Genomic DNA, 24,442 nt, shown 5'->3' on the forward strand with positions numbered 1-24,442 from the left:
CGATCCTGGCACGGGCGGCGTTTGTGAAGGGCGTGTTACAGAGCAGAACCGGCTCTTGCGATTGTTGAACAATGCGGTCCAGACTGTCCCGCATGTTCGTCCTCATCGGCGTCGCCGTCGTCATCGTCGGCTTCGCGCTGCGCGTCAACGCGCTCCTCGTCGTCACGGTCGCGGGCATCGTGACCGCGGCCATCGGCGGGATCGGTCCCGTCGGCATCCTCGACGCGTTCGGCAACGGGTTCGCCTCGAGCCGGTCCGTCACGACCTTCGCGCTCGTCCTGCCCGTCATCGGCCTGATCGAGCGCTACGGCCTGCAGGACCAGGCGAAGCGTCTGATCGCGAAGCTCGACAAGCTCACGACGGGTCGTCTGCTCGCCGGCTACCTGGTGATCCGGCAGGTCACCGCGGCGGTCGGCCTGACCAGCATCGGTGGCCCGGCGCAGACCGTCCGCCCGCTGGTCTACCCGATGGCCGAGGGCGCGGCGACGAAGAAGTACGGGCGGATCGACGACCGCATGCGCGAGAAGATCAAGGGCTACTCGGCCTCGTCCGACACCGTCGGGGTGTTCTTCGGCGAGGACGTCTTCGTCGCGGTGGGCTCCATCCTGCTCATCACGACGTTCGTCGACGCGACCTACGGGCTGTCGCTGGAACCGATCGACCTGGCCCTGTGGGCGATCCCGACGGGCATCGCGGCGCTGATCGTCCACGGCGGACGCCTGCTGCTGTTCGACCGCCGACTCGACAAGATGGCGGCGGACGCCCGTGCCGACGCTCCGACCCTGGGGGCCGCAGCGTGATCACCAGCGAATGGCTCTACTGGCTCATCGGCGCGTTCTTCATCGCCGTCGCCGTCCTGATCGTCACCGACACCGCGCACGCGAAGCGCCTGGGCAACGCCGCGTTCTGGGGCATCCTCGGCCTGTCGTTCTTCGCCGGCACGTTCGTCGCCGCTGGCAGCATCCCGGCGTGGACGCTCGGCATCGCCGTCCTCGTGATGGTCGCGCTCGCCGGACTCGGCTTCACCGGCACGACCAGCCGCACCCGGGTCGCGAGCATCCCCGGCGCCGGTACCGGTGCGGAGACCGGCCCCGCCGAACCAACCGGCGTGACGCAGAAGATCACGAGCGCGGGCAGCGGCAGCACGAGTGTGCTCGCCACCACCAGCCCGGACGAGCGTGCCGCGTTCGCGACGAAGTACGGCAACCGGCTCTTCATCCCGGCCTTGGTGGTGCCCGTGGTCGCCGTGCTGGTCGCGACGCTCGGCCCGCTCGTCTCGTTCGGCGGCGAACCGCTGCTGGCCGAGGGGAGCGCGACCCTGACCGGCTTGGGCATCGGCTCGGTCCTCGCCGTGGTCGTGGCCGTGTTCGTCCTGCGCCCGCCGAAGATCGCCACCCCGATCCGCGAGGGCGGTCGGCTCCTGCAGGCGATCGGCTGGGCGGCGCTGCTGCCGCAGATGCTCTCGACCCTCGGCATCGTCTTCACCCAGGCGGGGGTCGGCGACGCGGTCGGCACGATCATCAAGTCGGTCCTCCCCAACGGCTCACTGCTCGCCGCAGTGGTCATCTACTGCCTGGGCATGGCCCTGTTCACGATCATCATGGGCAACGCGTTCGCCGCGTTCCCGATCATGACGGCCGCGATCGGCTGGCCCGTCCTGGTGCAGGGCTTCGACGGCAACCCGGCCGCGATCTTCGCGATCGGCATGCTCGCCGGCTTCTGCGGCACGCTCGTCACCCCGATGGCCGCGAACTTCAACCTGGTGCCGGCCGCCCTGCTCGAGATGCGGGACAAGTACGGCCCGATCAAGGCGCAGATCCCCACCGCCGCCATCCTGCTCGTCGTCAACATGGGAGTCATGTACCTTGTCGCATTCTGATGCCGCCCCGATCGACCTGACCCGGGCGGCCTGGGCCGACCGCTTCGCGGCCGTCGCCGCGGACAACACGACCCGTGAGTACCCGTACGCCGCGCACCACGCGACGTCCGGGCCGGACGACCGGGCACTGCCCGTCGAGCTCCACCCCGCCTTCGCCACGTCGTACGACTGGCACTCGTCGGTGCACATGCACTGGCTCGCGGCGCGCCTGGTCGCGCACGGTCTGCCCACCGACCTGGAGGCCCGGCTCACCTCGATCCTGCAGGCGCACCTCACGACGGATCACCTGGCGACCGAGGCCGCTTACCTGCGCGAGACACCGCACTTCGAGCGCCCCTACGGCTGGGCCTGGCTCGCACGGCTCGCCGCCGAGGTGTCGGCATCCGAGGCGCCCGCCGTCCGGGCACTCGCACCGGGGTTCGCGCCCGTCGTCGACGTCCTCGAAGACCTGGTCGTCCGGTGGATCGACGGCGCCGCGCACCCGGTCCGGCACGGCGTGCACTCGAACTCGGCGTTCGGGCTGCTGCTCGTGCTCGAGGCCGCCCGGTCACTCGACCGTCCGGCCCTGGCGGCAGCGGTCGAGGGGGCAGCACGGGACTGGTTCGGCGCGGACGCCGGGTGGCCGTTCGCCTGGGAGCGGAGTGGGCACGACTTCCTGTCCGCCGGTCTCGCCGAAGCCGACCTGATGCGTGCGGTGCTGCCCGCTGCGGAGTTCGCGACGTGGGCCCGTGGCTTCTTCGCCGCGGTGCAGCCGGGCGACGCGATCCTGCGGTCGACGGTGGTGCGCGACGAGAACGACCCCCAGCAGGTGCACCTGTTCGGGCTCGACCTGTCGCGGGCGGGATCGGCCCGGCGCATCGCGGACGCACTCCGTGCCGGCAGCTCGGACGACACCGGCATCGCGGACCTGCTCGACGACGCGGCCGACCGGCTGCTGACCTCCGGGCTCGCGGCGAGCGTGGGCGAGGAGTACTACTCCACCCACTGGCTGGCGAGCTTCGCCTGGGACGCCATGGAGGCCCGGGAGCACGCCGCTCGATGAGCGGCTTCGGGGTGGTGATCGTCTGCGGACACACTGAGGATCCGGAGGTACCTTCGGGGCCATGAGCGATCCGAAGGACGACGAGACCCTCGACGACTTCCGCGAGGCGCAGGAGACCGACTACGAACCGGAGCCGACCGTGCTCGACCCCGACGACCTCCCGGTGGTCGACGACGCGGACGACGAAGTGCTCCCCGACGACGAACGGCCGGTGCCGCTCGACACCGACGACGACGTGGTCTGACCGACCGCGGCCGACGCCGACCCATGCGCCGTGGGGCGGCGCCGGTGTCGGCTCAGTGGAGCGGGATGGTCCGCGCGAAGGTGCGGGTGACCGGTGTCGCTTCGAGGAACGGTGCCATCGCCGGAGCACCCTCGGGCGTCGCACGCCAGGCCACGTACGTGTCGTGGTCCGCGGCGGTCGTCCACGACTCGACGACGACCATGCGCGCCGGGTCCTCGTCGTCGACCAGGACCTCGAGCGACTCCAGGCCGTGGAACGACGCGGTCTGTTCGAGCGTCTCGCGGATCGCACCCTGGAGCGCGTCTTCGGGGGCGTCGCTCTGGAACTGGACCTCGAGCAGGACGGTGATCGACATGGGGAACCTTTCGTCAGCGGTGTCCAAGCCAACTCCGGACCCCCTGCGCTTGTTCCGGGTCGGTCAGTCGAGGATGCGGAACCGGAGCGGATCACCAGGCCGGAGCTGCGCGGCACGGTCGACCGACCGGGGCGTCAGGACCGCGACGACCGGGTAGCCGCCGGTGACCGGGTGGTCGGCGAGGAACAGCACGGGGAACCCCTCGGGCGGCACCTGCAGCGATCCCGTCTCGACACCCTCGCTCGGCAGCTCGCGTGTCACGGAGCGGGCGAGCGGCGTCGCAGCCGTGGTGCGTACCCCCACGCGGTCGCTGTCCGCACTGACGGTGAAGTCCTGACCGGTCAGGGTCGATCGCCACTCCGGGGTGAACCAGTCGTCGCGCGGCCCGGGCACCACGTCGAGCACGACCGGCTCGTCCGGCCACCGCGGTTCGGGCTGCGGCACCGCGTCGACGACCGGCCACGAGACCCGGGCTCCGCCGACCGGCAGGAGGTCGCCGGCCGACAGCGGCGGCGGACCGAGGCGCGCCAGGGAGTCCCACGAGCGGCTGCCGAGCACCGGTTCCACCGCGAAGCCCCCGAGGACCGCGATGTAGGCGCGCAGGCCCACGGTCGCGGTGCCGATGCGGAGCGTGTCGCCCGGGGCCAGCAGCAGCACCTCGTGCGAGGCCGCCCCGCGGACCGATCCGTCCGCCCGCTCGACCTCGACCGGGCAGGCCGCGCCGGTGGCGGCCGCCACCACGTACGCGTCGGTGCGGAGCGTGACGGAGCCGAGCACGGCCTCCAGGACGGCCGCGTCGGCACGGTTGCCGACCAGTCGGTTGGCGAGTGCTGCGGACCCGCGGTCGGCCGCGCCGGCCGCCCCGAGGCCCATGTCGCTGAAGCCCGGGCGACCGAGGTCCTGCGTGGTCACGCCGTAGCCGACCTGCACGACGGTGAGCGCGCTCATGCCGCACCCGCCACGACGAAGCGGACGAGGGTGCCGGCTGGCGCGAGCGCCGGGGGCGTGCGCTCGAGCGACCACATCGGCACGTCGGTGCGGCCGATGAGCTGCCAGCCGCCGGGCGATGTCCGCGGGTAGACGGCGCTGAACTCTCCGGCCACCGCGACGGCACCGCTCGGGACGGCCGTGCGGGCGGTGCTGCGGCGGGGCAGGTCGAGCGGTCGATCGCTGCCGGTCAGGTAGCTGAAGCCCGGGGCGAAGCCGCAGAAGGCGCTCGTCCAGAGCTGCCCGGTGTGCCACGCCACGAGTTCGTCGCGCCGCATGCCGGTCAGTTCGGTGACGGTGTCGAGGTCATCGCCGTCGTAGGTGACGGGGATGACGAGCGGTTCGGTGTCGTGCGCTTCGAGCGTGGCGCTGACCGGGATGACGTGCGCCAGCTCCGAGCGGAGCCGACCGGTGTCCGTCGTCGCGGGGTCGAACCGGAACAGCAGCGTCCGGGCGCCGGAGACGACCTCGGTCAGGCCGGGCAGGGAGGCCTCGTCGAGCCCGGCGCGGAAGGCGACGACCTCGGCGAGCGACTCGAACGTGGCGAGGAGTGCGGTGCCGCCAGCGGAGCGGACGTCGGGACCCGTCACGGCGCGAGCGGTGCGGGCAACACGAACGGCGCGATCGTCACGCCGTGCTCGGTCAGGAGTGCTCGGATCGCACGGGCCATCGCGACGGCGTCGGGGGAGTCGCCGTGCACGCACACCGAGTCGGCACGCACCGCGATCTCGGACCCGTCGACGGCGATCGCGACGCCGTCGGTGACCATGCGGAGCACCCTCGCCGCGACCTCGTCCGGGTCGTGCAGCACCGACCCCGGCTGCTTCCGGGACACCAGCGAGCCGTCGGGTTCGTAGGCACGGTCGGCGAAGGACTCGCTCACGGCGCGGAGCCCGTGACGTTCGGCCGCCAGCAGCAGTTCCGACCCGGGCAACGCCAGCACGGCGAGCGACGGGTCGACGTCGGCGACGGCGCGGACGACCGCCTCGGCCTGCACCGGGTCGGCGCAGGCGGTGTTGTACAGGGCGCCGTGCGGCTTGACGTAGGTGACGGCCGCGCCGGCGACGTGCGCGGTGGCCGCCATCGCCCCGAGCTGGTGGACGACGTCGGCGTACAGCTCGTCCGGTGTGACGTGCACGGGGCGGCGGCCGAAGCCGATCAGGTCGCGGTAGGCCACGTGGGCGCCGATCGCCACACCGCGTTCCGCGGCGGCGCGGGCGGTGGTGAGCATGATCGTCGGGTCGCCGGCGTGGAACCCGCACGCGACGTTGGCGCTCGAGACGACGTCGAGCATCGCGGTGTCGTCGCCCATGGCCCAGGCGCCGAAGCCCTCGCCGAGGTCGCTGTTCAGGTCGATCGTCGTCACGGGTGCTCCCTGTCGTCGCGGGTTGTTGAACAATCTACCGAGCGCCCCGGCCCGTGTCATCCGCTTCCCCCGCTCGGACGGTGGATTCCGAGGCGGGGCACGTACTGTCCGAGTCCTCAGTACCCCGGTGGCGGTGCCGCCGGGTCGATCCCTGCACTGGAGCAGCTCATGACCGACAGCAGCAACACGCACGACGCCCCGAAGAACGACCCCGAGGGCACCGAGAAGCCGGGCGGCCTCGGCGACGACAACACCATCCCGAACAACCCCGACGGCCTGGCCGCGGGCCACTCGGGCGACGACTCGCACTTCAACCCGGAAGAGGACGGCGAGCAGTAGCGGCTCCTTTCCGGCCTGCGGGTCGATGCAGAACGACACCGTCGTTGTCCTCCGACAACGGCGGTGTCGTTCTTCGTCGGCACGCATCCGCACCGACGAAACAATCAGAGCAAAACCTTCCGGCCTGCGGTTTCCGGTGCTACAGTCCCGATCACCTAGCAGCGCTAGGTATTCGAGGGCCCCGAAGCCCCCTATGACTCGAGGAGGAGTCATGTCGACACCGTCGTCGAAGGAAGAACCCACCCGCGGCATCGCCGGGACCGCGTCCCCCGCGGTCACCGCAGCCGCCGGAGCCACCGCCACGGACGCTGCTGCGTCCCGAGCGTTCTCGGTCGAGGGCATCACACAGTCCGTCAGCACCGTCCGGGTGGGTCGCGGGTACCTCTGGGGCCTGAGCTTCGCCCAGTTCGGCCTGTTCGTCGCCCTGCTCACCCCCGTCTTCGTGAGCATGTCGATCAAGGCCACGGAGCTGAACCCGACGAGCCCCGAGACCGTCGTCGGCTCGGTCCTGCCGTTCGGAGCGCTCGGTGCCCTGTTCGCCAACCCGCTGTTCGGTGCGCTCTCCGACCGCACCCGAACGCGGTGGGGTCGTCGTCGCCCGTGGATGGTCGGCGGCGTCGTGGTCTTCGTCGGATCCCTCGCCTGGCTCGCGTTCTCGCCCGACGTGCTGCAGCTCACCCTGGCCTGGGTGCTCGCGCAGGTCTCCGCCAACGCGGTGCTCTCGACCCTGACGGCGAGCTTCGCCGACAACGTGCCGGAGTTCCAGCGCGGCAAGGCCTCGAGCGTCATCGCGCTGGCGCAGAACATCGCGATCCTCGCCGGGCTCTACCTGGCCGTGTACCTGGTCGGCAACCTGCCGGTCCTGTTCATCGCACCGGGTGTCCTGGCGATCGTCGCGGTCCTCGTCTACTCGTTCGTCGCCCGTGACGACCTGCCGACGACTCCGGTCAAGCCCTTCAGCTGGGTCAACCTGATCAGCTCGTTCTGGACGAACCCGATCAAGCACCGCGACTTCGGGCTCGCCTGGTGGGGCCGCTTCCTCATCACCTTCGGCACGTTCATGTTCACGACGTACCGACTCCTGTACATGCAGGACCGCATCGGGCTCCCGCAGGGCGAGGCGGTCGGGGTCGTCGCGTTCGGCGTGCTCCTGTACACGATCGCCCTGCTCGTCAGCGCAGCGGTCTCCGGCTGGGTGTCCGACCGGATCCAACGTCGCAAGGTCTTCGTCTGGGGCTCGACGGCCATGACCGCCGTCGGTCTGGTGATCCTGGCCCACGTCGAAACGGTCGGCGGGTTCTACTTCGCCGAGATCGTCCTGGGCTTCGCCTTCGGCATCTACGCCGCCATCGACACGGCCCTGGTCGTCGACGTGCTGCCCGACCCGGAGCGCCCTGGCAAGGACCTCGGCGTCATCAACATCGCGAACGCGTTGCCGCAGTCACTCGCCCCCGCCGTCGGCCTGTTCCTGCTCGGCATCGGTGGCGGCCAGAACTACACGCTCATGCTCTGGGGTGCCGGCGTCGCCGTCATCCTGGGTGCCCTGGTGATCCTGCCCATCAAGTCGGTCCGCTGACCGACGCGACCGCCTGGAGGCGCGACCTGCGTCCGTGACGCACGCCGCGCCTCCAGGCGGTCACCTGCACCGCCGGTGACCGTTTCAGCGGGCGCCGTGCTGGCGCAGTGCGACGACGACCTCGTCGAGGAAGTCGTCGACCTGCCCCTGGTCGTACCCCTCGCGGAACTTCGTCGGCTGGAACCGCACATCCATGACCTGTTCCGGCGTGAGCGGGTCGACGGGCCGCCGCTGCTCGTACCCGGTCAGGGTGGCCTGGATCCGGTCGAGGAACGCATCGACCTGGCGCTGGTCGTACCCGTCGCGGAACTTGGTCGGCCGGAACCGCTTCTCGGACACCTCTCGTGCGAGCATGTGCTCCCCCTTCTGTCTGTCCGGCAATGCTCCCACGGGCCGGTTGCCGAGGGTCAGCGCTGCGGCGTCCGCTTGCCGAACAGTGCGTCGAGGAACCGCGAGAACCGGGACTCCGGCTCGTGGATCGTCTCGATCGAGCGGGTCGGCGACCGGAACGCCAGGTCGTGCAGCATGTTCCGCTTCGAGCCGTCCCAGTTCGCGAACAGGTAGGTCCCGCCGATGAACGACATGCTCCGGACCGGCGCGCGCTTCCACGAGTCGGCAGCCACGTAGTACCCCGCGTGGCCGGCGCGGATGTGCTGGATCACGGTGTCCACGTCGATGACACCGGTCGGTGTCACGACGGCGGTGATGCCCGTGCGGTCGCGGGCGACGTACTCGATGAGGTGTTCGGTCACGATGGAACTCTTCGTCACGGTGGTGAGGCGCCACGGGGGGGAAGCGTGGCGAAGGGGATTCGGAACCGCCGTTGCTTCCGTTTCCAGAGTACGTCCGCCTCGGGCGCGGCGTTCCCCGATGTCCGCCGTTCGTCCGTGGAAGAGCGCTCAGCGGATGGGCGTGTGGTGGTCGGGCGTCCGGTGGTCGGGTGTCCGATCCGCCCACGCGGCGATGCGGTCGATCGCGTCGTCGAAGTCCCGCGTGCCGGGTCGGTTGAGGAACGCGTGACGGCTGTCCGGCAGGACGTGGCGTTCGACGGGGACGCCCGCGTGCTCGAGCTCGCCCGCGAAGCGTTCACCCGACACACGCATGACGTCCCGCTCGGCGTCGACCATCAGGGTGCGAGGGAACCGGGTGAGGCCGTCGGACGCCGGGTAGACCGCAGCGGGGTGGCCGCCCGCGTACGCCCGGTTGCTCAGGTCCAACAGCACCGGGGCGTGCGTGAACCACCGGTGTCCGCGGACGAGTCGCCGCACCGCCCGGTCGCGGGGGAGTCGAGCGTGGAAGAACCCGTAGGTCAGCACGAGGCCGACCAGTGCCGGGGCGGTCGCGACCGCGGAGGCCGCCAAGCACGCACCGGCGCTCGCCCCGCCGAGCAGCAGGCCCGAGGGTGCCTCGTCGCGCAGGTGGTGGAGGACGGCGACGATCTCGTCCCGCGCGTGGGGTGCCCGCCGTCGCCCACGTGGTCCACCCCGGCCGAGCCAGGGCAGCCCGGGCAGCGGTCCGAGGCGGTAGCCGACGGTCACGGCCGGCAGGCCGCGCTCCGTGAGTGCCCGTGCGACGGCGTCGGACTCGGGCAGGTCGAGGTCGCCTCGGAAGAACCCGCCACCGTGGACCCAGACCAGGGTCCGGGCTCCCGTGCTGGCGCTCGGATCGGCCGGTCGGTACCGACGGACGGGGACCGGCCCGTGTGGTCCGTCGATCTGGTCGTCCCGGACCTCGACCCGGACGGTCCCCTGGTGCATCCCCCGCATGGGAGCAGTGTGGCAGCACGCCGGCGGACGACACAGTCGCACCGCTGCAGCGTCCGGAGGGACACATCCCGGTAACGATGCGGGCGACCGTTCGGCGGCGCAGGCAGCGTGGAGGGATGCGCCTGACGAGAACCGCCCTGATCCTGACCACTGCGACCCTGGCCGCACTGCTGACGGGGTGCTCCGGCGCGGACGGGGCGGACGGCAGCGCGGCGACCCCGACCGTGACCGAGACCGTCACCGCCCCGCCCTCCGTCGCCGCGAGCACGCCGACGCCGACCCCGACCCCGACCTGCGGGCCGACGAGCGGCGCCGAGGCTGCTGCCGCGGGCATCGCGGCCCTGCCGCTGCCCGCCGGACTGGAGGACGCGAAGTGGGACGCCGCGAACGCCGACTACTCCGGCTACGACGCCTGCGCGCCGCTGTCCTGGTCCGTGGTCGAACCCGAGTTCGCCACGGCCGGCTCCCCGTACGCGATCCTGCTGTTCCACGAAGGCCGGTACCTCGGCACCGCCACTGCCGAGCAGTACGCCTTCGAGCCGACCATCGAACGACGGAGCGAGTCGGCCGTGACGGTGACCTACAAGTTCGCGAAGGCGGGCGAACCGAACGCAGCACCCTCCGGCCGGACCACGGCCACCTTCACCTGGAACGACGAGACCGGCCGCGTCGACATGACGGGTGACACCCCGCCCGCTCAGTGACGATCGGGCGCTGCCCGTCGCGGTGACGCCCGTTCCGCGAGCGCGGCATCTGCCGGCACGACATGCTGTCCTCATGCAGTCCGTCCGTGCAGCCGCCCCCGGTGTCGCCCTCGCCGTCGCGATCGGCATCGTCGCCACCCTGGTCGGCCGGGTCGTCCCGGTGGTCGGCGGCCCCGTCCCCGCCGTCCTGATCGGTGCCGTGGTGGGGTGGCTCGTCCGGCGTCGCACCGGTGGCACACTCGCGGTGCTCGCCCCCGGGGTGAAGTTCTCGTCCAGCCGGGTGCTGCAGTTCGCGGTGGTCCTGCTCGGCGCGCAGCTGTCCATCGGCGAGGTGCTGCGCATCGGCGGTGAGACCCTGCCGGTGATGCTCGCGACGCTCGTGGTCTGCCTGGTGGCCGCGTGGGGGATCGGTCGACTGCTCCGGGTGTCGGGCGCGCTCCGCACCCTGATCGGTGTCGGGACCGGCATCTGCGGTGCCTCGGCGATCGCCGCCGTCACGCCGGTCATCGGCGCGGTGAGCGCCGACGTCGCCTACGCGATGTCCACGATCTTCCTCTGCAACATCGCCGCCGTCTTCGCCTTCCCGCTGCTCGGGCACGCCCTCGGCCTCAGCCAGCACGCCTTCGGCGTCTTCGCGGGCACCGCCGTGAACGACACGTCGTCCGTCGTCGCCACCGCGACCGTCTACGGTCGCCAGGCGACCGACACCGCGGTCGTCGTGAAGCTGGTGCGCACCCTGATGATCATCCCGATCGTCATCGGGCTGGCCGGACTGGAGGCCCGCCGCGCCTCCCGCGAGCAACTCGCCCCCGCCTCGGGGTCGGGCCGCGGATTCCGCGTGTTCCGCTTGGTGCCGTGGTTCCTGATCGGGTTCCTCGTGGTGGTGCTGCTCCGGACGGTCGGGGTCCTGCCCGCGTCCGTGGCACCGGGGTTCGCGACGGCCGCCTCGTTCCTCATCACGGTGGCGCTCGCCGCGATCGGCTGCTCGACGGACTTCGCGGCGCTGCGACGTGCCGGGTTCCGTCCGATGCTGCTCGGCATCGCGCTCTGGGTCCTGGTGGCGGGGACGAGCCTCGGCGTGCAGGCGGCGTTCGGGCTGCGCTGAGCCGACCTGCTCGGATCAGGCGAAGCCGCGAGATCGTGCGATGTCGTGCACGGATCGCCAGACGGTCTGCGTGCTCTGCTCGAACGTGCTGTCGATGCCGATGAGCGAGGTCCGGATGCTCTTCGCGCCCAGGTAGATCGCCTCTTCGTTCCACTTCAGGTACTCGCTCGGACCCTTGCCCTTCTCGCTCGTCAGCCACATGCCCCGCACGTTCGCGACGTACTCGATCGTCCAGCACAGGGTGTAGAAGGCATTCGTCAGGTCGGGCTGTTTCGCGTGAGCGAACGACGGTCGCTCCTCATGGGACTTCGCCTCGAGCGTGCCGGCGAGATGGCGGGCGGCAGCGACCTCGCCTGATGTCATCTGGAGGTGCGCGTCGGTCATGGCGGTCCGGCGCCCGCGGTCGTGCTGACCTTGGAGGAGCTGTTCGTCACGCTTCTTGTTCTCCCGCGCCATCCGGAAGCTCAAGAGAGCAACGATTGCGGAGGCGCTAGCTGCGATCGCGGAGAAGGCTGGAGCGAACACTGCGAGATCGAGCTCGCCTGCGACTGAAAACGACACAGGCTCATCATGGCAGAGCATGTTCCAGGTGCGCCAGGCGGCTGGTTGCGGATGAGGGCTCTCTGGGGTTGCGGCGAAGTAGACATATCGTTTATCGTTCCATCGAAATTCGATGGTATCGATGATCGACAGGGGAAGCAGCCATGACCACACCCGTCTACGAACCGCCCCGCGGGCGGAACTCCTACTTGGCCTACGTCGTTTCGTGCGCCATCGGCATCGTGTTCGTCGTCTGGCGGTACGTCGAACAGCTCGTCCAGTCGATCACCTCGGGCACGGTGGCGGTGCCGATCCGGATGCGTGAGACGAGGGCCATCCCGCAGCCCCCGGGTGGCGCGACGGTGACGTCCGACCAGCTCGTGCTCCGGGCGCCGGTCGCCGACGTGCCGGGTGGTGCGATCGGGTGCATCCGCGTCGGCGACGCCCTCGAGGTCCTGCTCGTCAGCGTCCTGATCGCCCTGGTGGCGGCGGTGGCCTGGAAGATCTCGCGCGGCGGGCTCTTCGACCGCTCGACCACCCGGATCCTCGACTGGCTCGCCGGCGCGGTGCTGGCCGCCGGGTTCCTGCCGTCGTTCGTCCGCCGGATGGGGTGGAACTGGGTCGTGTCCGGGCTCGGCTGGGACGGGTACCTGCCCACGCCGGTGGTCGATCACCAGTTCCTGCCCGTGTACCTCGGCCTGCTCGTCGTCGTCTGCTTCCGGTTCGCGCTCACCGCCTCGCAGCGGATGGTGCGGGACCAGGCCGGGCTGGTCTGATGCCCCCGGAACAGGAGGACGGCCACGCGGTCGTCTGTCACCTCGACGATCTGCTGGCCGCGCAGGGGATGACCCTGACCGAGCTCGCCGACCGCGTCGGTGTGACCGTCGTCAACCTCTCGGTGCTCAAGAACAACCGGGCCCGCGCGATCCGGTTCTCCACCCTCACCCGACTGTGCGAGGTGCTCGGCTGCCAGCCGGGCGACGTCTTCTCGGTGCGCACGGACTGAGGATCCCCGCCCGTGCCTCACGTGATCCGGGAGTCGATCACCGCCCGGTCGCCGCGGTACCGCGAGAACCCGTACTCGACGGGTGTCCCGTCGGCCAGGCACATCAACCGTTCGATGTGGAAGATCGCCTGGCCGGGATCGATGTCGAGCAGGTCGGCCGTCCACTGGTCGGCGTTCACGGTGCTCAGGAGCAACCGTCGTGCCTCCGGCCGCGCGCCGGCCTTCCTGACGAGCACGTCCGGCACGTACTCGGTGAGCGGTTCGGCGACCAGGTCGGGGAAGCGCTCGTGTGGGACCCAGCTCGTCCGGACCCGGCTCGGTTCGCCGTCGAACGAGATGAGGCTCTCGACGAAGAAGGCGCTGCTGCCGGTCATCTCCAGGTTGCGCCGGACGGTCTCCGGCGCGGTCACCTGCTGCACGCACAGGTGCACGATGCTGAGCCGGGGCGACTCGAACACGCTGCCCCCTGCCGTCTCGCCGTAGATCGTGACCTCGTCGGACGTGCGGGCCAGGCTCACCGAGGCGACGGGCCGCACACCGAACGTGCCCGATCGCGGCGCACGGGTGAGCAGCCGTTGTTCCTTGAGCAACGCGAGGGCAGCCCGCAGGACGTTCCGCGTCGTGCCGTACAGGTCGAGCAACTCCCACTCGTACGGCAGCGGACCGGTGAACCGCCCCGCGACGATGTCGGCCCGGATCAGGTCGGACACCTGGCGGGCCGCGTCGGAGCGTCGGTTGAACCCGATCCAGTGACCCGGTGCCGACGGAGTCGTCCCGACCCCCATGTCGGTCCAGGCAGCGGACGCGGCGAACCCCTCCGGCACGGTCCCGGTCACGAGGCCACCCCCACCGTCGACAGGTCGCCGGTCCAACCGGCCCACCGCAGGAACTCCCGGGCCAGCCGCACCGGGTAGTCGGGCGCCCGGATGTCGAGCGAGACGAACACGCGTCGGTAGAACGTCGGCCCGCCGAGCAGGTCCACTGCGATGCCGAGGTCGACGTCCGGTCGCAGATCGCCCGCGTCCATCGCCCGCTGCAGCATCGCGTTCACCCGGAGCCGCCGGTCCAGGTGCCACTCGGCCACGGCCTCGGCGACCCGCGGCTCGTGCGACGCGGTCTCCACGATGAGCGGGAGCGCCCGACCGACCGGCGTCGCGACGAGGGCGTGCACCCATCCCCGGGTGAGGCCCAGGACACCCGCGGCGATGGGGGCGTCCTGGATCGTCGGGATGTGCTCCTCCATCAGACGGATCACGGTCTCGGTGAGCAGGACCTCCTTGCTCGACCACCGCCGGTAGATCGTCGCCGCACCCACGCCGGCCGCGTCGGCGACGGCCCGGATCGTGAACGCCCGGGGGTCGCCCTCGGCCAGGATCTCGACACAGGCGGTGTACACGGACTCGCCGACGGCAGCGCTGCGCGGCCGGCCCCGGACCGGCGCCTCGATGCGCGTCGTGGTGCTCATGCCGCGTCCCAGTGCTCGAGCACCTGTTCCATCGGCCAGACCTCGCCGATCTTGGCGGCGATGTCGAACAGGTTCGCCTCGTGCACGCTCGGCAACCGGTCGCCGACGGCTTCGCGCACGACGATCGGGACGAAGCCGTGCTGCATGGCGTCCGTGGCGGTCGCGCGGATGCACCCGCTCGTCGACAGCCCCGCGATGAAGAGCGTGTCGACGCCGCGGGCGACGAGGTCGGCGGCCAGCGACGTGCCGAAGAACGCGCTCGGGTACTGCTTGGGCACCACGGTGTCGCCGTCGAGGGGTTCGAGCCCGTCGACGAACGCTCCCGTGGACGCGCCGGGTAGGTACGCGGCGAGTGCCGGCACCTTGCGGAAGAACACGCCGGCGTTGGAACCGTCGGCCGAGAGCGCCATCGTCGTGATCGCCACGTGCACCCCGGCTGCCCGAGCGGCGGTCGTGAGCTCCCGCATCCGTTCGACGGGTTCCTCGACGCCGGCGTAGAGCCCGCAGTCGGGGTCCACGTACGCGCGGACCGGGTCGACGACGACGAGCGCAGCGCGTCGTCCTGGCTGCAGCGTGCCGGTGAAGCCGGCTGCCGCGTAGTCCTGGTGGTCGTCGGTCATGGTGTCCTGCTTCCGTCGTGGGTGGTCGTTGCCAGGGTGAGGACGGTCACGTGGACGCCCCCGGCTCGGGGAGGGGACCCGACCTGTCGGGTCGGAGTGGCGCCTCCCGGTCGGGAGGCCCGAACGGACCGAACGCGACGATGAGCGCCCCCAGGGCCGCGCAGCCGGCGAACGTCAGCGCCGCGGCGCGGACGCCGTCGACGAACACCTGGACGTCGCCGGACGGCAGGCTGAGCAGGCTGCCGTCGTAGGCCGCGGCCGCCTGCGCCGCGGACAGGCCGCCCGTCGCGATCGCGAGGCCGAGTGCCGTCGAGAACAGGAAGCCGGCGTTCTGCAGGGCCGACCGGATGGCGTTCGCGATGCCGCGTCGGTGCTCCGGGACGCGGGTCATCAGTGCCGACGTGCTCGGCGTCATGAACACGCCCGTGCCGACCCCGACGGCGCCGAGGCCGGTGGCGGTGACGGCGTAGGCGTCGCCGTCGGCGAGGGACACCGCGAGCACCGCGGCGCCGAGCGCGATCAGGAGCATGCCGATGGTCGACAGCGTCCGCGCGGCGACCCGGCGGGCGAGGAACCCGGCGCTCACCGCCGCGACCGTCGTGCCGATCGGCGTGGGCAGCACCCAGAGGGCGGCGTCGACGGCGTCCTTGCCGTCGACCGCCTGGAACGACAGGGAAGCCAGCAGGACCAGTGCGTAGCTGGACAGGGCGCACAGCCCGGCGGCGGAGAACAGGGTGATGGTGGTGCGGTCGCGGAAGATCGCCGGGTCGACCAGGGGGTGCGCGACCCGGCGTTGGGTCCACACGAACACTCCGCCGAGCACGACCGCGCCGGCGGTCATCGCGACGACGGGGACGGCCGACCAGCCGACCGAGCCGCCGGTCGAGACCGCACCGACGAGCAGTCCGACGGCGGCGACGGACAGGACTGACCCCGGCACGTCGAGGCGCTCGCCGGAAGGGGGACGCGTGCTGTGCGGGATCAGCCGGAGCGACCAGATGAGTCCGGCCAGTGAGATCGGCACGCCGGCGAGGAAGATCCACCGCCACCCGAACGACTCGGCGACCAGCCCGCCCACGACGGGCCCGATGACCTGGCCCACCGCGGCGACCGTGGCGTTCAGGCCGAGGCCGAGCGACAGGATCGACTCCGGGAAGACATCGGTGAGCAGCGCGGTCGTGTTGGTGACGATCGCTGCCGCCCCCACGCCCTGCACGAGTCGGGCACCGAGCAGCACCGCGGCGTCCGGGGCGAAGCCGCAGGCGAGGGAGGCGAGCAGGAAGACGAGGATGCCGGCGATGTACAGACGGCGCCGACCGACGAGGTCGGCGATGCGCCCGAAGACCAGGATGAGGGTGGTCGTGGTGAGCATGTAGCTGAGGAGCACCCAGCTGGACTGCACGGCGCTGGCGTCGAGGTCACGGCTGACGTCGGGGAGCGCGATGAGGAGCGCGCTCGAGGAGATGAAGACGAGGACGACGCTCAGGCTCGACGCGCAGAGCACCTGCCAGGCGCGTCGCCGGGCGGCGCCCTCGTCGATGGTGCGGCTACCGATCGGTCGGCCCTCGCACGGCGGACGACGGCGGCACCAGGCGGTGGTGCGTCGTGACCCGCTGGAAGGCGGCGGCCGCGGACAGCACGAGGCGGTCGTCCCACGGCCGCGCGACGAGCTGCACACCGACGGGCAGGCCGTCCGGCGCGGTGCCCGCCGGCATCATCAGCGCGGGGAACCCGACGTAGTCGAACAGCCGGGTGTTCCGGGGGATGACGTCGTGCAGGTTGAACCGCTCGCCGTCGACCGACATCGTCAGGTCGTCGAGCCGCGGGGCGGTGGCGCCGATCCCGGGGGTGAGCACCACGTCCACGCCGGCTTCGTCCATCCGCGCGACCATCGCGGCCTGCACGAGCGGGCGACGGCGGAGTGCCCGGAGGTAGTCCGCCGCGGTCGGCAGGAATGACACGTCGAACCGGGCGCGGGTGCCGGCGTCGAACAGGTCGGCCGTGTCGGCGTTGGCCTCCTGGTTCGCGGCGAGCTCCCCGTAGAACACCGTCCAGCACTCGGAGTCGATCGACTCCAGGTCGTCGAACTCGATCGGCACGAGTGTCGCGCCGAGCTCGCGGAAGCGCTCGACCGCCGCGGCGTGTGCGTCGAGCACCGCGCGGTCGACGCGTTCGGTGAACCAGTCGAGCGGGACCCCGATCCGGAGCCCCTCGACCCGTTCGGGCGCGGCCTCGATGAGCGGCACGGTGGGGAACGTCGTCGGGTCCTCGCCGTCGGAACCGGCGATGACCGCCAGGACGAGGGCGAGGTCCTCGGCCGAGCGTGCCATCGGGCCGACGTGGTCGAGCGTCCACGACAGGCTCGCGACCCCGGTGCGCGGCACGAGGCCGTACGTCGGCTTGATCCCCGTGGTCCCGCAGAGGGCGGACGGGACGCGGATCGATCCGCCGGTGTCGGACCCGAGCGCGAGCGGGATGATCCGGGCTGCGAGCGCCGAACCCGACCCGGTCGAGGAGCCACCGGTCCAGCGCTCGGGGTCCCACGGGTTCCGCACGGCGCCGTACCGGGCGTTGTGCGGCCCGCCGCAGGCGAACTCGGTGGTGGCCGCCGTGAACACCGGGATCGCGCCGGCGGAGCGGAGCCGAGCCACGACGGTGGCGTCCTTCGGGGCCACACGGTCACCGGTCTGGAGCGAGCCGCTCGTGACGATCGTCCCCGCGACGTCGATGATGTCCTTCACCGCGAACGGGATGCCCTCGAGCGGTCGGGCCTCGCCGTCCGCCCAGCGGCGGGTGGACTCGGCGGCGGCTTCCTCGGCCCCCTGCACCAGGCGCAGGACGGCGTCCGACCAGACGTCGTCGCTCGTCCAGTGCGGGGCGAGTGCGGCGAGGACCTCGGAAGGGGTCGTGGTGCCGGACCGGTACGCGGCGAGGAGTTCGACGACCGAGGCGCCAGCGGGGTCGGTGGCAGCCCGGGACGCCGCCAGGTCGTCGTCCGGACCGGCAGCGGTCGGCGCCGGGGCCCCGTCGATCGCCGCGCCGAGGAGCCGGCCGAACAGCTGCGCGCTGTGGGCCGGTTCCGCGGGCAGCGCCGACGGGGCGGCGGGCAACGGGTTCGCGCGGCTCGCGGCCAGCGCGCGGTCGAGCTGCGGTGCGATGGTGCCGCGGACCAGGGCGGCGACGTCCGTCACGCGGGGACCGCCGCCGCTGCGTGGGCGTCGGCGAGGTACCGGAACACCCCGGGCTGCCGGTCACGTCCGAGCGGGAAGTCCCGGCGGGCTGCCGCGACCTCGCCGACGTCGATGGTGGCCCGGATGATCGGCCCCGCCTGGTGGGCGGGGGCCGAGACGACCAGGTCACCCCGTGGTGAGACGACCGAGGACCGACCGAAGTAGCTGACGGTCTTGCCGTCGACGGTCTCTTCGCCGCCGCGGTTCGGGGCGAGGACCCACGTCTGCGTCTCGAGCGCGCGGACCTGCAGTTCCTGGGTGAACAGGGTCTCGCGGAAGCCCATCGACGACACGAGCACGAGCATCACCTCGGCCCCGGCGGCACGTGACGCGAGCCAGTACTCGGGGAAGCTCCGGTCGTAGCAGATGAGCATGCCGAAGCGGGTGCCGAGCGCGTCGAACACGACCGGTCCGGCACCGGCGGCGAAGTAGTGCTTCTCGTCGACGTCGGAGATCGCGTTCGTCGGGATCGACGTCTTGCGGTACGACGCCACGCGGTCGCCGTGCACGTCGGTGCCGTGCACGAGCGTGCCGTCGGCGTCGATGAGCACCGCGCTGTTGTACTGCGCGTCGCCCGCGTCCTCGTAGAGACCGAAGGCGACGGCGGTGCCCAGCCGCTTCGCCGCGCTCGCGAAGCGGGCGGTCGCCGGACCGGGGACGGGTTGTGCCCAGGACTTCCGGCTGTCGTTGACCACGCCGCAGAAGTAGGGCGTGGTGCAGAGCTCGGGGAACACGACCAGGTCGGCACCCTCCGCGGCCTGCTCGAACAGGGCGATGAGTTCGTCGAGTGCGGTGTCGCCGTCAGCGGGGGTCTCGCCGGCCTGGACGACCGCGACCTCGATGACCGGTCGGCTCGCGGCGGCGCTCATGCGGTGACCGCGCTCGGAGCAGCGGACGCGACGCCCTCGCGGGTGCGCATCAGCGGCTGGATGCGGGTGCCGAAGTCGTCCATCCCCTGCAGGAAGTCGTCGAACACCAACATGATGCCCTTGGTGCCCTCGACGGCGGCGGCTTCGTCGAGCATCGCGGCGACGTGCTCGTAGGAGCCGACGAGCGTGCCCATGTTCATGTTCACGGCCCCCTCGGGCAGCGAGATCCGCTTGGCCGTGTTGCCGTCCTCGCCCTCGGCGTCGGTGAGCGCCTGGCCGGTCATCCAGGCGATGGCCTCGACGTCGACCCCGTCGCTGTACCGCTCCCACTTCGCCTGGGCGGCCTCGTCGGTCTCGTCGGCGATCACCATGAAGAGCACGTAGGAGCCGACGTCACGGCCGGTCTTCTCGCGTGCCTCGAGCAGGGCCTGGTTCTGTTCGGCGTAGGCGGTCGGGGTGTTCACGCCGACGCCCATCGAGAAGTTGTAGTCCGAGTACTCCGCGGCGAACGCCATGCCCTGGGACGACTGACCGGCCGAGACGATCGGGATGTGCGACGTCGGTCGCGGCAGCATCCGGCAGTCGTCCATCTGGAAGTACTCGCCGTGGAAGTCGCTCCGGCCGGTCTCCCACAGCTCCTTCATCACCTGCATGTACTCGGTCTGGTACGCGTAGCGGCGCTTGAAGTGCACCTCGTCGCCCGGCCACAGGCCCATCTGGTCGTACTCCGCCTTCTGCCACCCGGCGACCAGGTTCAGCCCGAAGCGGCCGTGCGAGATCGAGTCGACGGTCGCCGCCATGCGTGCCGCGATCGCCGGCGGGATGGTCAGGACGGCGGTCGTCGCGAACAGGCGGATCCGTTCGGTGCGGGCAGCGAGACCGGCCATCAGGGTGAAGGACTCGAGGTTCTCGTCCCAGAAGCCGCTCGGGCCACCGAAGCCGCGCAGCTTGATCATCGACAGGGCGAAGTCGAAGCCGTACGCCTCGGCCTTCTGCACGATCTCGAGGTTCAGGTCGAACGACGGCTTGTACTGGGGCGACGTGGTGGAGATGAGCCAGCCGTTGCTGCCGATCGGGATGAAGACTCCGATGTCCATGGGGAACTCGCTTTCTGTGGTGGGTGTCGAAGGGGGAGCAGGGTCAGGGACGCTTCGCGGCGGCCTTGGCGGCGGTCGCGACGGAGTGCCGCCGGATGGTCTGCGAGACGGCGACGGCGACGATGAGGGCGCCGCCGTAGAAGAGCTGCTGCACGAAGTTGTCGGCGCCGAGCATCTGCAGACCGACCACGCCGGAGAACAGGAAGTACACGGCGATGAACGTGCCGATCGCGTTGAAGCGCCCCGGGACGATCGCGGTCGCACCGAGGTAGCAGGCGGCGAACGCGGGGAGCAGGAACGACTGTCCGCTCGACGGGTCGGCGCCGCCGAGGGTGCCGGCGTAGACGACCCCGGCCACCGCGGCGGTGAAGCCGGCGCCCACGAACGCACCGACCCGGAGCCGTCGGACGTTCAGCCCGGAGAGTTCCGCGACGGTGCGGCCGGTACCGACGAACAGCAGCCGTCGGCCGACCGGGGTGGCGCTCAGGACGACCAGGACGACGACCGTGGCGATCAGGCCGTAGACGAACGCGAGCGGCAGGCCTGCGAGCCCGCGCCACCCGACCGTGGCCTGCACGAGCGCCGGGTCGATGCCCGTCACCGAGGACGACACGCTCATCCACTGGATGATCCCGATCATGAAGGTCGACGTGCCGAGGGTGACGATGAACGAGTCGATGCGGAACCCGACGGTCAGCAGCCCGTTGACCAGGCCCACGACGACGCCGATGACCAGACCGGCGGCGATCGCGGGCACGAGCGGGACGTCCATCTTCGCGTTGAGCACGGCGATGGTCATCGCGGAGAGCGACATCGTCGAGGCGCCGGACAGGTCGAACTCACCGGCGGTGAGCGGGAACAGGAACCCGAGCGCCAGGATGAGCAGCACCGACTGGGACCCGAGGATGTTCTGCAGGTTGCCGAGGGTCGGGTACGTGTCGGGCAGCGCGATGCTGAACGCGATGACGATGACGAGCCAGGCGCCGAGCAGCGCGTACCGCTCGGTGTGTCCCCACGAGAAGCGCGGGCGGGTCGGACGGACGATCGAGGTCTCGAGGACGGGGTCGGCGGTGGTGGACATCAGGCGTTCTCCTTGACTGCGGAGGAGGCATCGGGGGAGGACGAGCCCGCGGGGGACGGGGACCCGGTGGGTGACGCCTGGGCATCTCGGTCGACGAGGCTCGCCACGACCGCGGCCGCGATGACGTCGCGGTCGACGCGGTCGTCGGTCAGCACGTCGTGCACGCGACCCTGGGCGAGGACGACGACGCGGTCGCAGACCTGCGCGAGCTGGTCGTAGTCGGTGGAGGCGCAGACGATGGTCACGCCCTGCTCGGCGCTCCGGCGGAGCATCGAGAAGATCGCGGCGCGTGCCCCGACGTCGATGCCCTGGGTCGGCTCCTGCAGCAGCACGAGCCTCGGGGCGTCCTGCATCCACTTGGCCAGGACGGCCTTCTGCTGGTTGCCGCCGGACAGCGTGCCGAACAGGGCGGCCGGGTCGGCTGGTCGGACGTCGTAGTCGCGGACGAGTCCCGCGACGTGGGCGCGTTCCCGCGCGGGCGAGAGGCCGAGCAGCCCGCGGAGCTTCCCGAGGACGGGGAGCGTGACGTTCTGCTCGACGGACAGGGTGAGCGCCCCGCCCTCGCGCTTGCGGTCGGCGGGGACGTAGACGACGCCGCGGGCGATCGAGGAACCGGGCGTCACCCGCGTCAGGTCGACCGGAGCGGGTGTCGCCCCGTCGTGCCGCACGGTGAGCGAGCCCGTCGCGGGGCGTGCCCCGTACAGGCCGGGCAGCACGTCCTCGACACCGGAGCCGGCGAGCCCGGTGATGCCGACGACCTCGCCGTCCGCCACGTCGAACGACAGACCGTCGACGACGCCGACCCGCAGGTCCCGCACCGTCACGACGGCGTCGCCGGTGGTCGCCGGGCGCGGAGTCCTGGCGGCGGGACCGTCCAGTCCGCGTCCGACGATGAGGGAGACGAGCTCGTCCGCCGTCGTCGTGGCGGTGTCCCGGTGCGCCTGGACCCGGCCGGCCCGCAGGACGGTGACACGGTCGGCGTGTTCGAGGACCTCGGACATGTCGTGCGACACCAGCAGCGCCGAGGTGCGGCCGTCCGCGACCAGGTCCTGCACGACCCGGAAGAGCAGGTCGGCGTCCTCCTTCGGCAGGAAGACCGTCGGCTCGTCGAGCACGATGAGCGCCCGGTCGTCGCCCAGCTCGGCGACGGCCCGCAGGATCGCGACGAGCGCCTTCTGGGTGTCGGTGAGTTCGTCGATCCGGGCCCGTGGGTCGATGTCGACCCCGTACCGCGCGAACAGCTCGGCCGCGGCACGGTGCTCGGCGCCCCAGCGGACGAAGGGTCCACGCCCGGCCACCACGGTCGCGAGCCGCAGGTTCTCGGTCACACCGAGCGAGGGCACGAGTGCGAGGTCCTGGTGGACGAAGCTGATCCCCACACGGCGGAAGTACCCGGGAGGCACCGGTAGTGGCAGCCGGGCGCCACGGACCTCGATCGTCGCGCCCGGTTCCGGCGCGTAGGTGCCGGACAGGACCTTGATGAGGGTCGACTTGCCGGAGCCGTTCTCGCCGAGCAGCGCGTGCACCTGGCCCGGCAGGACCTCGAGGTCGACGTCGTCCAGTGCGGTCAGCCCGCCGAAGCGCTTCGTGAGCCCGCTGATCCGCAGGACCGGCGCTGTGTCCGCACCCGTGCCGACGACCGCAGCCGACGATGCGGAGCCGAGCCGTGCCTCCCGGGTGGCGGTCACTCGGCCGCGCCCCAGATCGCTTCGTACCCGGTCTTGTACGCGTCGCCGTAGCCCTTGCTCGGCGCCGGCGGCGTGCCGGTCGCGTCGACGTTGTCCTTCGTGAAGACCTTGAGCGGGGTCTTCTCGTCGCCGTCCTCGATGATCGGCGTGCCGGTCAGGACACGGCCGGCCTGGTCGAGCGTCGCGTAGGCGAGCCACTCCATGTTCTCGCCGATGTCCATCGTGAGGACGCTGCCCTCCTGCAGGATCTTCAGCACCGCGGGGGTGCCGTTGTACGAGGAGGTGAAGACCTGGCCGGTCTTGCCGGCAGCGGTCACGCCGGCCTCGACGTAGAGCGTCATCGAGTCGTAGACCGGCAGGACGTAGTCGAGGTTCGGGTCGGACTGCACGGCGGACTGCACGGTCGACGAGATCTTCGTCGCCCAGTCGGCGACGGGGACGTTGGTCACCTTCACCTTGCAGCCGTCGCACTGCGCCTCGAACTCGTCCTGCATCGCCGTGACGATGCCGTCGGACGGGGGCACCTCGGACGACGTGATGATGAGGACGTCGCCCTGACCCTTGGTCTCCTTGATGGCCCAGTCGGCGTTGAGCTTCGCGGCTTCGTGGAACGGGGCGGTCACCTGTGCCGCCACGAGCCCCTGCAGCTGGTCCGGCAGCGCTTGCCCGGTCTGGTAGGTGTGGCTGATCAGCACGGGGATCCCCGCTGCCTTCGCACGCTTCAGTGCCGGGACGATCAGTTCGCCGTTGACACCCTGCGCCAGCACGATGATGTCGGCTCCGCGGCTGATCGCCTGGTCGATGCCGGCGGAGTGCTCGGTGGGTGTGCCCTGGTTCGTGTACTCGATCCACTCGGCGCCGTACTGCTCGGCGACCTTCTCGCCGGCCTCGTCGACCGCGGTGATGAACGGGACGGCTGACGAGTTCGGGATGTTGAAGATCGTCTTGCCGGCGATCCCCGACATGTCGAAGCGCGCGCCCTCGAAGGTGAACGCCGGGTCGACGCTGGCGGCCTCGATCTGGCTCGTGGCGTGCTCGACGCCGGCGGTGACGTCACCGGAGCTCGTCGACGCGGTCGAGGTGGCGGAGCATGCGGACAGGAAGAGCACGCCGGAGATCGCGGCGGCGAGGAGCACGGGACGCGACGGACGCGTTCGGGACGGAGCGGGGGACGACATCGGTCGGGGACCTCCTGGACGGGTGGAGCAGGGAAGGTGCGGGGGGCGGGGGAGCCGGCGCGGGGACGGGCGGCGGGGACGCCGAAGGCCCCGCGGCGCGGGGTGGAGCGTGCAAGGGAGCCGGGGACGGGCGGCGGGGCATCGGATCGGGGCGGGGCCGACGGTGTGGCGGATCGCCGGTGACGCCGGCCGCTGCAGTGGGGCTGATGCGAATGTAACGGCCAGGGCGTGCCGACAGAGGGTCGCCCGGTAACGGTCCTGTTAGGCGTTTGTTTCGCTGGTGTTAGGCCACCTGCGGCGCCCGA

General features: G+C 71.3%; 27 protein-coding genes and 2 pseudogenes. 10 read left to right on the top strand and 19 right to left on the bottom strand.

The annotated features are described in order from the left end of the window. Window positions 1-92 precede the first annotated feature (92 nt). The 4 genes from ASF75_RS06855 (at window position 93) to ASF75_RS06870 (ending at window position 3,165) form a co-directional block, all read left to right on the top strand. The gene (locus ASF75_RS06855) at window positions 93-800 is read left to right on the top strand and encodes a DUF969 domain-containing protein (RefSeq protein ID WP_017886865.1); all 708 of its coding nucleotides are present in this window, start codon (window positions 93-95) and stop codon (window positions 798-800) included. Beyond that, on the top strand, window positions 797-1,879 hold the full coding sequence (locus ASF75_RS06860) for a DUF979 domain-containing protein (RefSeq protein WP_056069974.1): 1,083 nt from the start codon (window positions 797-799) through the stop codon (window positions 1,877-1,879). Before ASF75_RS06855 ends, ASF75_RS06860 begins: the two co-directional genes overlap by 4 nt. Continuing rightward, window positions 1,866-2,921: a DUF2891 family protein gene (locus ASF75_RS06865; protein ID WP_056069977.1), complete on the top strand. Its 1,056-nt coding sequence runs from the start codon at window positions 1,866-1,868 to the stop codon at window positions 2,919-2,921. Before ASF75_RS06860 ends, ASF75_RS06865 begins: the two co-directional genes overlap by 14 nt. Window positions 2,922-2,982: 61 nt before the next feature. Then, window positions 2,983-3,165 carry a hypothetical protein gene (locus ASF75_RS06870; RefSeq protein WP_017886862.1) on the top strand — a complete coding sequence of 61 codons (183 nt, stop codon included), beginning with the start codon at window positions 2,983-2,985 and terminating at the stop codon, window positions 3,163-3,165. 52 nt (window positions 3,166-3,217) lie between these two features. Here the strand turns inward: ASF75_RS06870 and ASF75_RS06875 are convergent, their stop codons facing one another. The 4 genes from ASF75_RS06875 to ASF75_RS06890 form a co-directional block, all read right to left on the bottom strand. After that, a complete protein-coding gene (locus ASF75_RS06875) occupies window positions 3,218-3,520 on the bottom strand; it encodes a putative quinol monooxygenase (RefSeq protein ID WP_017886861.1) in 303 nt (100 codons plus the stop codon). A 63-nt stretch (window positions 3,521-3,583) separates the two neighbouring features. Continuing rightward, complete coding sequence (locus ASF75_RS06880; protein WP_056069979.1) at window positions 3,584-4,468, bottom strand: biotin-dependent carboxyltransferase family protein; 885 nt, start codon at window positions 4,466-4,468, stop codon at window positions 3,584-3,586. Beyond that, window positions 4,465-5,097, bottom strand: coding sequence for a 5-oxoprolinase subunit B family protein (locus tag ASF75_RS06885; RefSeq protein WP_056069982.1), 633 nt, complete (start codon window positions 5,095-5,097; stop codon window positions 4,465-4,467). The genes ASF75_RS06880 and ASF75_RS06885 overlap by 4 nt, the downstream gene beginning before the upstream one ends. Continuing rightward, window positions 5,094-5,873: a LamB/YcsF family protein gene (locus ASF75_RS06890; protein WP_056069985.1), complete on the bottom strand. Its 780-nt coding sequence runs from the start codon at window positions 5,871-5,873 to the stop codon at window positions 5,094-5,096. Before ASF75_RS06890 ends, ASF75_RS06885 begins: the two co-directional genes overlap by 4 nt. Before the next feature lie 168 nt (window positions 5,874-6,041). Between ASF75_RS06890 and ASF75_RS17975 the strand changes: the two genes are divergently transcribed. Continuing rightward, window positions 6,042-6,212, top strand: a complete 171-nt coding sequence (locus tag ASF75_RS17975) for a hypothetical protein (protein WP_017886857.1) — start codon at window positions 6,042-6,044, stop codon at window positions 6,210-6,212. A 211-nt stretch (window positions 6,213-6,423) separates the two neighbouring features. After that, window positions 6,424-7,788, top strand: coding sequence for an MFS transporter (locus ASF75_RS06895; protein ID WP_056069988.1), 1,365 nt, complete (start codon window positions 6,424-6,426; stop codon window positions 7,786-7,788). A 99-nt stretch (window positions 7,789-7,887) separates the two neighbouring features. On the opposite strand, the pseudogene ASF75_RS18235 reads toward ASF75_RS06895, so the two are convergent. The 4 genes and pseudogenes from ASF75_RS18235 to ASF75_RS06910 form a co-directional block, all read right to left on the bottom strand. Beyond that, window positions 7,888-8,037 (bottom strand): annotated as a pseudogene (locus ASF75_RS18235) (DivIVA domain-containing protein); the annotation flags it as partial. 9 nt (window positions 8,038-8,046) lie between these two features. Then, a pseudogene (locus tag ASF75_RS18105) lies at window positions 8,047-8,142 on the bottom strand (DivIVA domain-containing protein); the annotation flags it as partial. A 53-nt stretch (window positions 8,143-8,195) separates the two neighbouring features. Continuing rightward, complete coding sequence (locus ASF75_RS06905; RefSeq protein WP_056069993.1) at window positions 8,196-8,540, bottom strand: hypothetical protein; 345 nt, start codon at window positions 8,538-8,540, stop codon at window positions 8,196-8,198. A gap of 147 nt (window positions 8,541-8,687) precedes the next feature. Next, window positions 8,688-9,545 carry an alpha/beta hydrolase gene (locus ASF75_RS06910; protein ID WP_162243011.1) on the bottom strand — a complete coding sequence of 286 codons (858 nt, stop codon included), beginning with the start codon at window positions 9,543-9,545 and terminating at the stop codon, window positions 8,688-8,690. Between the two features lie 125 nt (window positions 9,546-9,670). Between ASF75_RS06910 and ASF75_RS06915 the strand changes: the two genes are divergently transcribed. Next, window positions 9,671-10,258, top strand: a complete 588-nt coding sequence (locus ASF75_RS06915; RefSeq protein WP_017886852.1) for an LppP/LprE family lipoprotein — start codon at window positions 9,671-9,673, stop codon at window positions 10,256-10,258. Window positions 10,259-10,331: 73 nt separating this feature from the next. Further along, window positions 10,332-11,363: a YeiH family protein gene (locus tag ASF75_RS06920; protein WP_056069999.1), complete on the top strand. Its 1,032-nt coding sequence runs from the start codon at window positions 10,332-10,334 to the stop codon at window positions 11,361-11,363. A gap of 15 nt (window positions 11,364-11,378) precedes the next feature. Here ASF75_RS06920 and ASF75_RS17630 read toward each other — a convergent pair whose 3' ends face one another. Beyond that, entirely contained in the window at window positions 11,379-12,077 is a 699-nt protein-coding gene (locus tag ASF75_RS17630) for a hypothetical protein (RefSeq protein ID WP_156463820.1), read from the bottom strand. Here ASF75_RS17630 and ASF75_RS06930 point away from each other — a divergent pair. Continuing rightward, window positions 12,068-12,679, top strand: a complete 612-nt coding sequence (locus tag ASF75_RS06930; protein ID WP_056070005.1) for a hypothetical protein — start codon at window positions 12,068-12,070, stop codon at window positions 12,677-12,679. The genes ASF75_RS17630 and ASF75_RS06930 overlap by 10 nt on opposite strands. Continuing rightward, window positions 12,679-12,909 carry a helix-turn-helix domain-containing protein gene (locus ASF75_RS06935; RefSeq protein WP_056070008.1) on the top strand — a complete coding sequence of 77 codons (231 nt, stop codon included), beginning with the start codon at window positions 12,679-12,681 and terminating at the stop codon, window positions 12,907-12,909. Before ASF75_RS06930 ends, ASF75_RS06935 begins: the two co-directional genes overlap by 1 nt. A 17-nt stretch (window positions 12,910-12,926) precedes the next feature. Here ASF75_RS06935 and ASF75_RS06940 read toward each other — a convergent pair whose 3' ends face one another. Genes ASF75_RS06940 through ASF75_RS06985 form a run of 10 tightly spaced genes read right to left on the bottom strand, consistent with a single transcriptional unit; the run spans window position 12,927 to window position 24,137 of the window. Then, a complete protein-coding gene (locus ASF75_RS06940; RefSeq protein ID WP_056070010.1) occupies window positions 12,927-13,745 on the bottom strand; it encodes a GntR family transcriptional regulator in 819 nt (272 codons plus the stop codon). Continuing rightward, on the bottom strand, window positions 13,742-14,374 hold the full coding sequence (locus ASF75_RS06945; protein WP_056070013.1) for a TetR/AcrR family transcriptional regulator: 633 nt from the start codon (window positions 14,372-14,374) through the stop codon (window positions 13,742-13,744). The genes ASF75_RS06940 and ASF75_RS06945 overlap by 4 nt, the downstream gene beginning before the upstream one ends. After that, window positions 14,371-14,994, bottom strand: a complete 624-nt coding sequence (locus ASF75_RS06950) for an isochorismatase family protein (RefSeq protein ID WP_056070016.1) — start codon at window positions 14,992-14,994, stop codon at window positions 14,371-14,373. Before ASF75_RS06950 ends, ASF75_RS06945 begins: the two co-directional genes overlap by 4 nt. Window positions 14,995-15,040: 46 nt before the next feature. Next, complete coding sequence (locus ASF75_RS06955; protein WP_017886845.1) at window positions 15,041-16,498, bottom strand: MFS transporter; 1,458 nt, start codon at window positions 16,496-16,498, stop codon at window positions 15,041-15,043. Between the two features lie 43 nt (window positions 16,499-16,541). Beyond that, window positions 16,542-18,185: an amidase gene (locus tag ASF75_RS06960; RefSeq protein ID WP_056070019.1), complete on the bottom strand. Its 1,644-nt coding sequence runs from the start codon at window positions 18,183-18,185 to the stop codon at window positions 16,542-16,544. Beyond that, a complete protein-coding gene (locus tag ASF75_RS06965; RefSeq protein WP_056070022.1) occupies window positions 18,182-19,093 on the bottom strand; it encodes a carbon-nitrogen hydrolase family protein in 912 nt (303 codons plus the stop codon). Before ASF75_RS06965 ends, ASF75_RS06960 begins: the two co-directional genes overlap by 4 nt. Further along, window positions 19,090-20,190 (bottom strand): pyrimidine utilization protein A, encoded by a 1,101-nt coding sequence (gene rutA / locus ASF75_RS06970; RefSeq protein ID WP_042540642.1) that lies wholly within the window; start codon window positions 20,188-20,190, stop codon window positions 19,090-19,092. The genes ASF75_RS06965 and rutA overlap by 4 nt, the downstream gene beginning before the upstream one ends. A 43-nt stretch (window positions 20,191-20,233) precedes the next feature. Continuing rightward, complete coding sequence (locus ASF75_RS06975) at window positions 20,234-21,271, bottom strand: ABC transporter permease (RefSeq protein ID WP_017886841.1); 1,038 nt, start codon at window positions 21,269-21,271, stop codon at window positions 20,234-20,236. Further along, the gene (locus tag ASF75_RS06980) at window positions 21,271-22,959 is read right to left on the bottom strand and encodes a sugar ABC transporter ATP-binding protein (protein ID WP_017886840.1); all 1,689 of its coding nucleotides are present in this window, start codon (window positions 22,957-22,959) and stop codon (window positions 21,271-21,273) included. Before ASF75_RS06980 ends, ASF75_RS06975 begins: the two co-directional genes overlap by 1 nt. After that, window positions 22,956-24,137, bottom strand: coding sequence for a sugar ABC transporter substrate-binding protein (locus tag ASF75_RS06985; RefSeq protein ID WP_056070025.1), 1,182 nt, complete (start codon window positions 24,135-24,137; stop codon window positions 22,956-22,958). Before ASF75_RS06985 ends, ASF75_RS06980 begins: the two co-directional genes overlap by 4 nt. Between the last annotated feature and the right edge of the window lie 305 nt (window positions 24,138-24,442).

It is taken from the genome of Curtobacterium sp. Leaf154 (assembly GCF_001424595.1).
Taxonomy (GTDB): Bacteria; Actinomycetota; Actinomycetes; order Actinomycetales; family Microbacteriaceae; genus Curtobacterium; species Curtobacterium poinsettiae.

Coding starts and splice junctions, on each gene's coding strand:
- ASF75_RS06920 (WP_056069999.1), top strand. CDS start 10,332: ATGCAGTCCGTCCGTGCAGCCGCCCCCGGTGTCGCCCTCGCCGTCGCG.
- ASF75_RS06945 (WP_056070013.1), bottom strand. CDS start 14,374: ATGAGCACCACGACGCGCATCGAGGCGCCGGTCCGGGGCCGGCCGCGC.
- ASF75_RS06965 (WP_056070022.1), bottom strand. CDS start 19,093: ATGAGCGCCGCCGCGAGCCGACCGGTCATCGAGGTCGCGGTCGTCCAG.
- ASF75_RS06975 (WP_017886841.1), bottom strand. CDS start 21,271: ATGTCCACCACCGCCGACCCCGTCCTCGAGACCTCGATCGTCCGTCCG.
- ASF75_RS06915 (WP_017886852.1), top strand. CDS start 9,671: ATGCGCCTGACGAGAACCGCCCTGATCCTGACCACTGCGACCCTGGCC.
- ASF75_RS06855 (WP_017886865.1), top strand. CDS start 93: ATGTTCGTCCTCATCGGCGTCGCCGTCGTCATCGTCGGCTTCGCGCTG.
- ASF75_RS06875 (WP_017886861.1), bottom strand. CDS start 3,520: ATGTCGATCACCGTCCTGCTCGAGGTCCAGTTCCAGAGCGACGCCCCC.
- ASF75_RS06880 (WP_056069979.1), bottom strand. CDS start 4,468: ATGAGCGCGCTCACCGTCGTGCAGGTCGGCTACGGCGTGACCACGCAG.
- ASF75_RS06895 (WP_056069988.1), top strand. CDS start 6,424: ATGTCGACACCGTCGTCGAAGGAAGAACCCACCCGCGGCATCGCCGGG.
- ASF75_RS06935 (WP_056070008.1), top strand. CDS start 12,679: ATGCCCCCGGAACAGGAGGACGGCCACGCGGTCGTCTGTCACCTCGAC.
- ASF75_RS06910 (WP_162243011.1), bottom strand. CDS start 9,545: ATGCACCAGGGGACCGTCCGGGTCGAGGTCCGGGACGACCAGATCGAC.
- ASF75_RS17975 (WP_017886857.1), top strand. CDS start 6,042: ATGACCGACAGCAGCAACACGCACGACGCCCCGAAGAACGACCCCGAG.
- rutA (WP_042540642.1), bottom strand. CDS start 20,190: ATGGACATCGGAGTCTTCATCCCGATCGGCAGCAACGGCTGGCTCATC.
- ASF75_RS06930 (WP_056070005.1), top strand. CDS start 12,068: ATGACCACACCCGTCTACGAACCGCCCCGCGGGCGGAACTCCTACTTG.
- ASF75_RS06950 (WP_056070016.1), bottom strand. CDS start 14,994: ATGACCGACGACCACCAGGACTACGCGGCAGCCGGCTTCACCGGCACG.
- ASF75_RS06870 (WP_017886862.1), top strand. CDS start 2,983: ATGAGCGATCCGAAGGACGACGAGACCCTCGACGACTTCCGCGAGGCG.
- ASF75_RS06985 (WP_056070025.1), bottom strand. CDS start 24,137: ATGTCGTCCCCCGCTCCGTCCCGAACGCGTCCGTCGCGTCCCGTGCTC.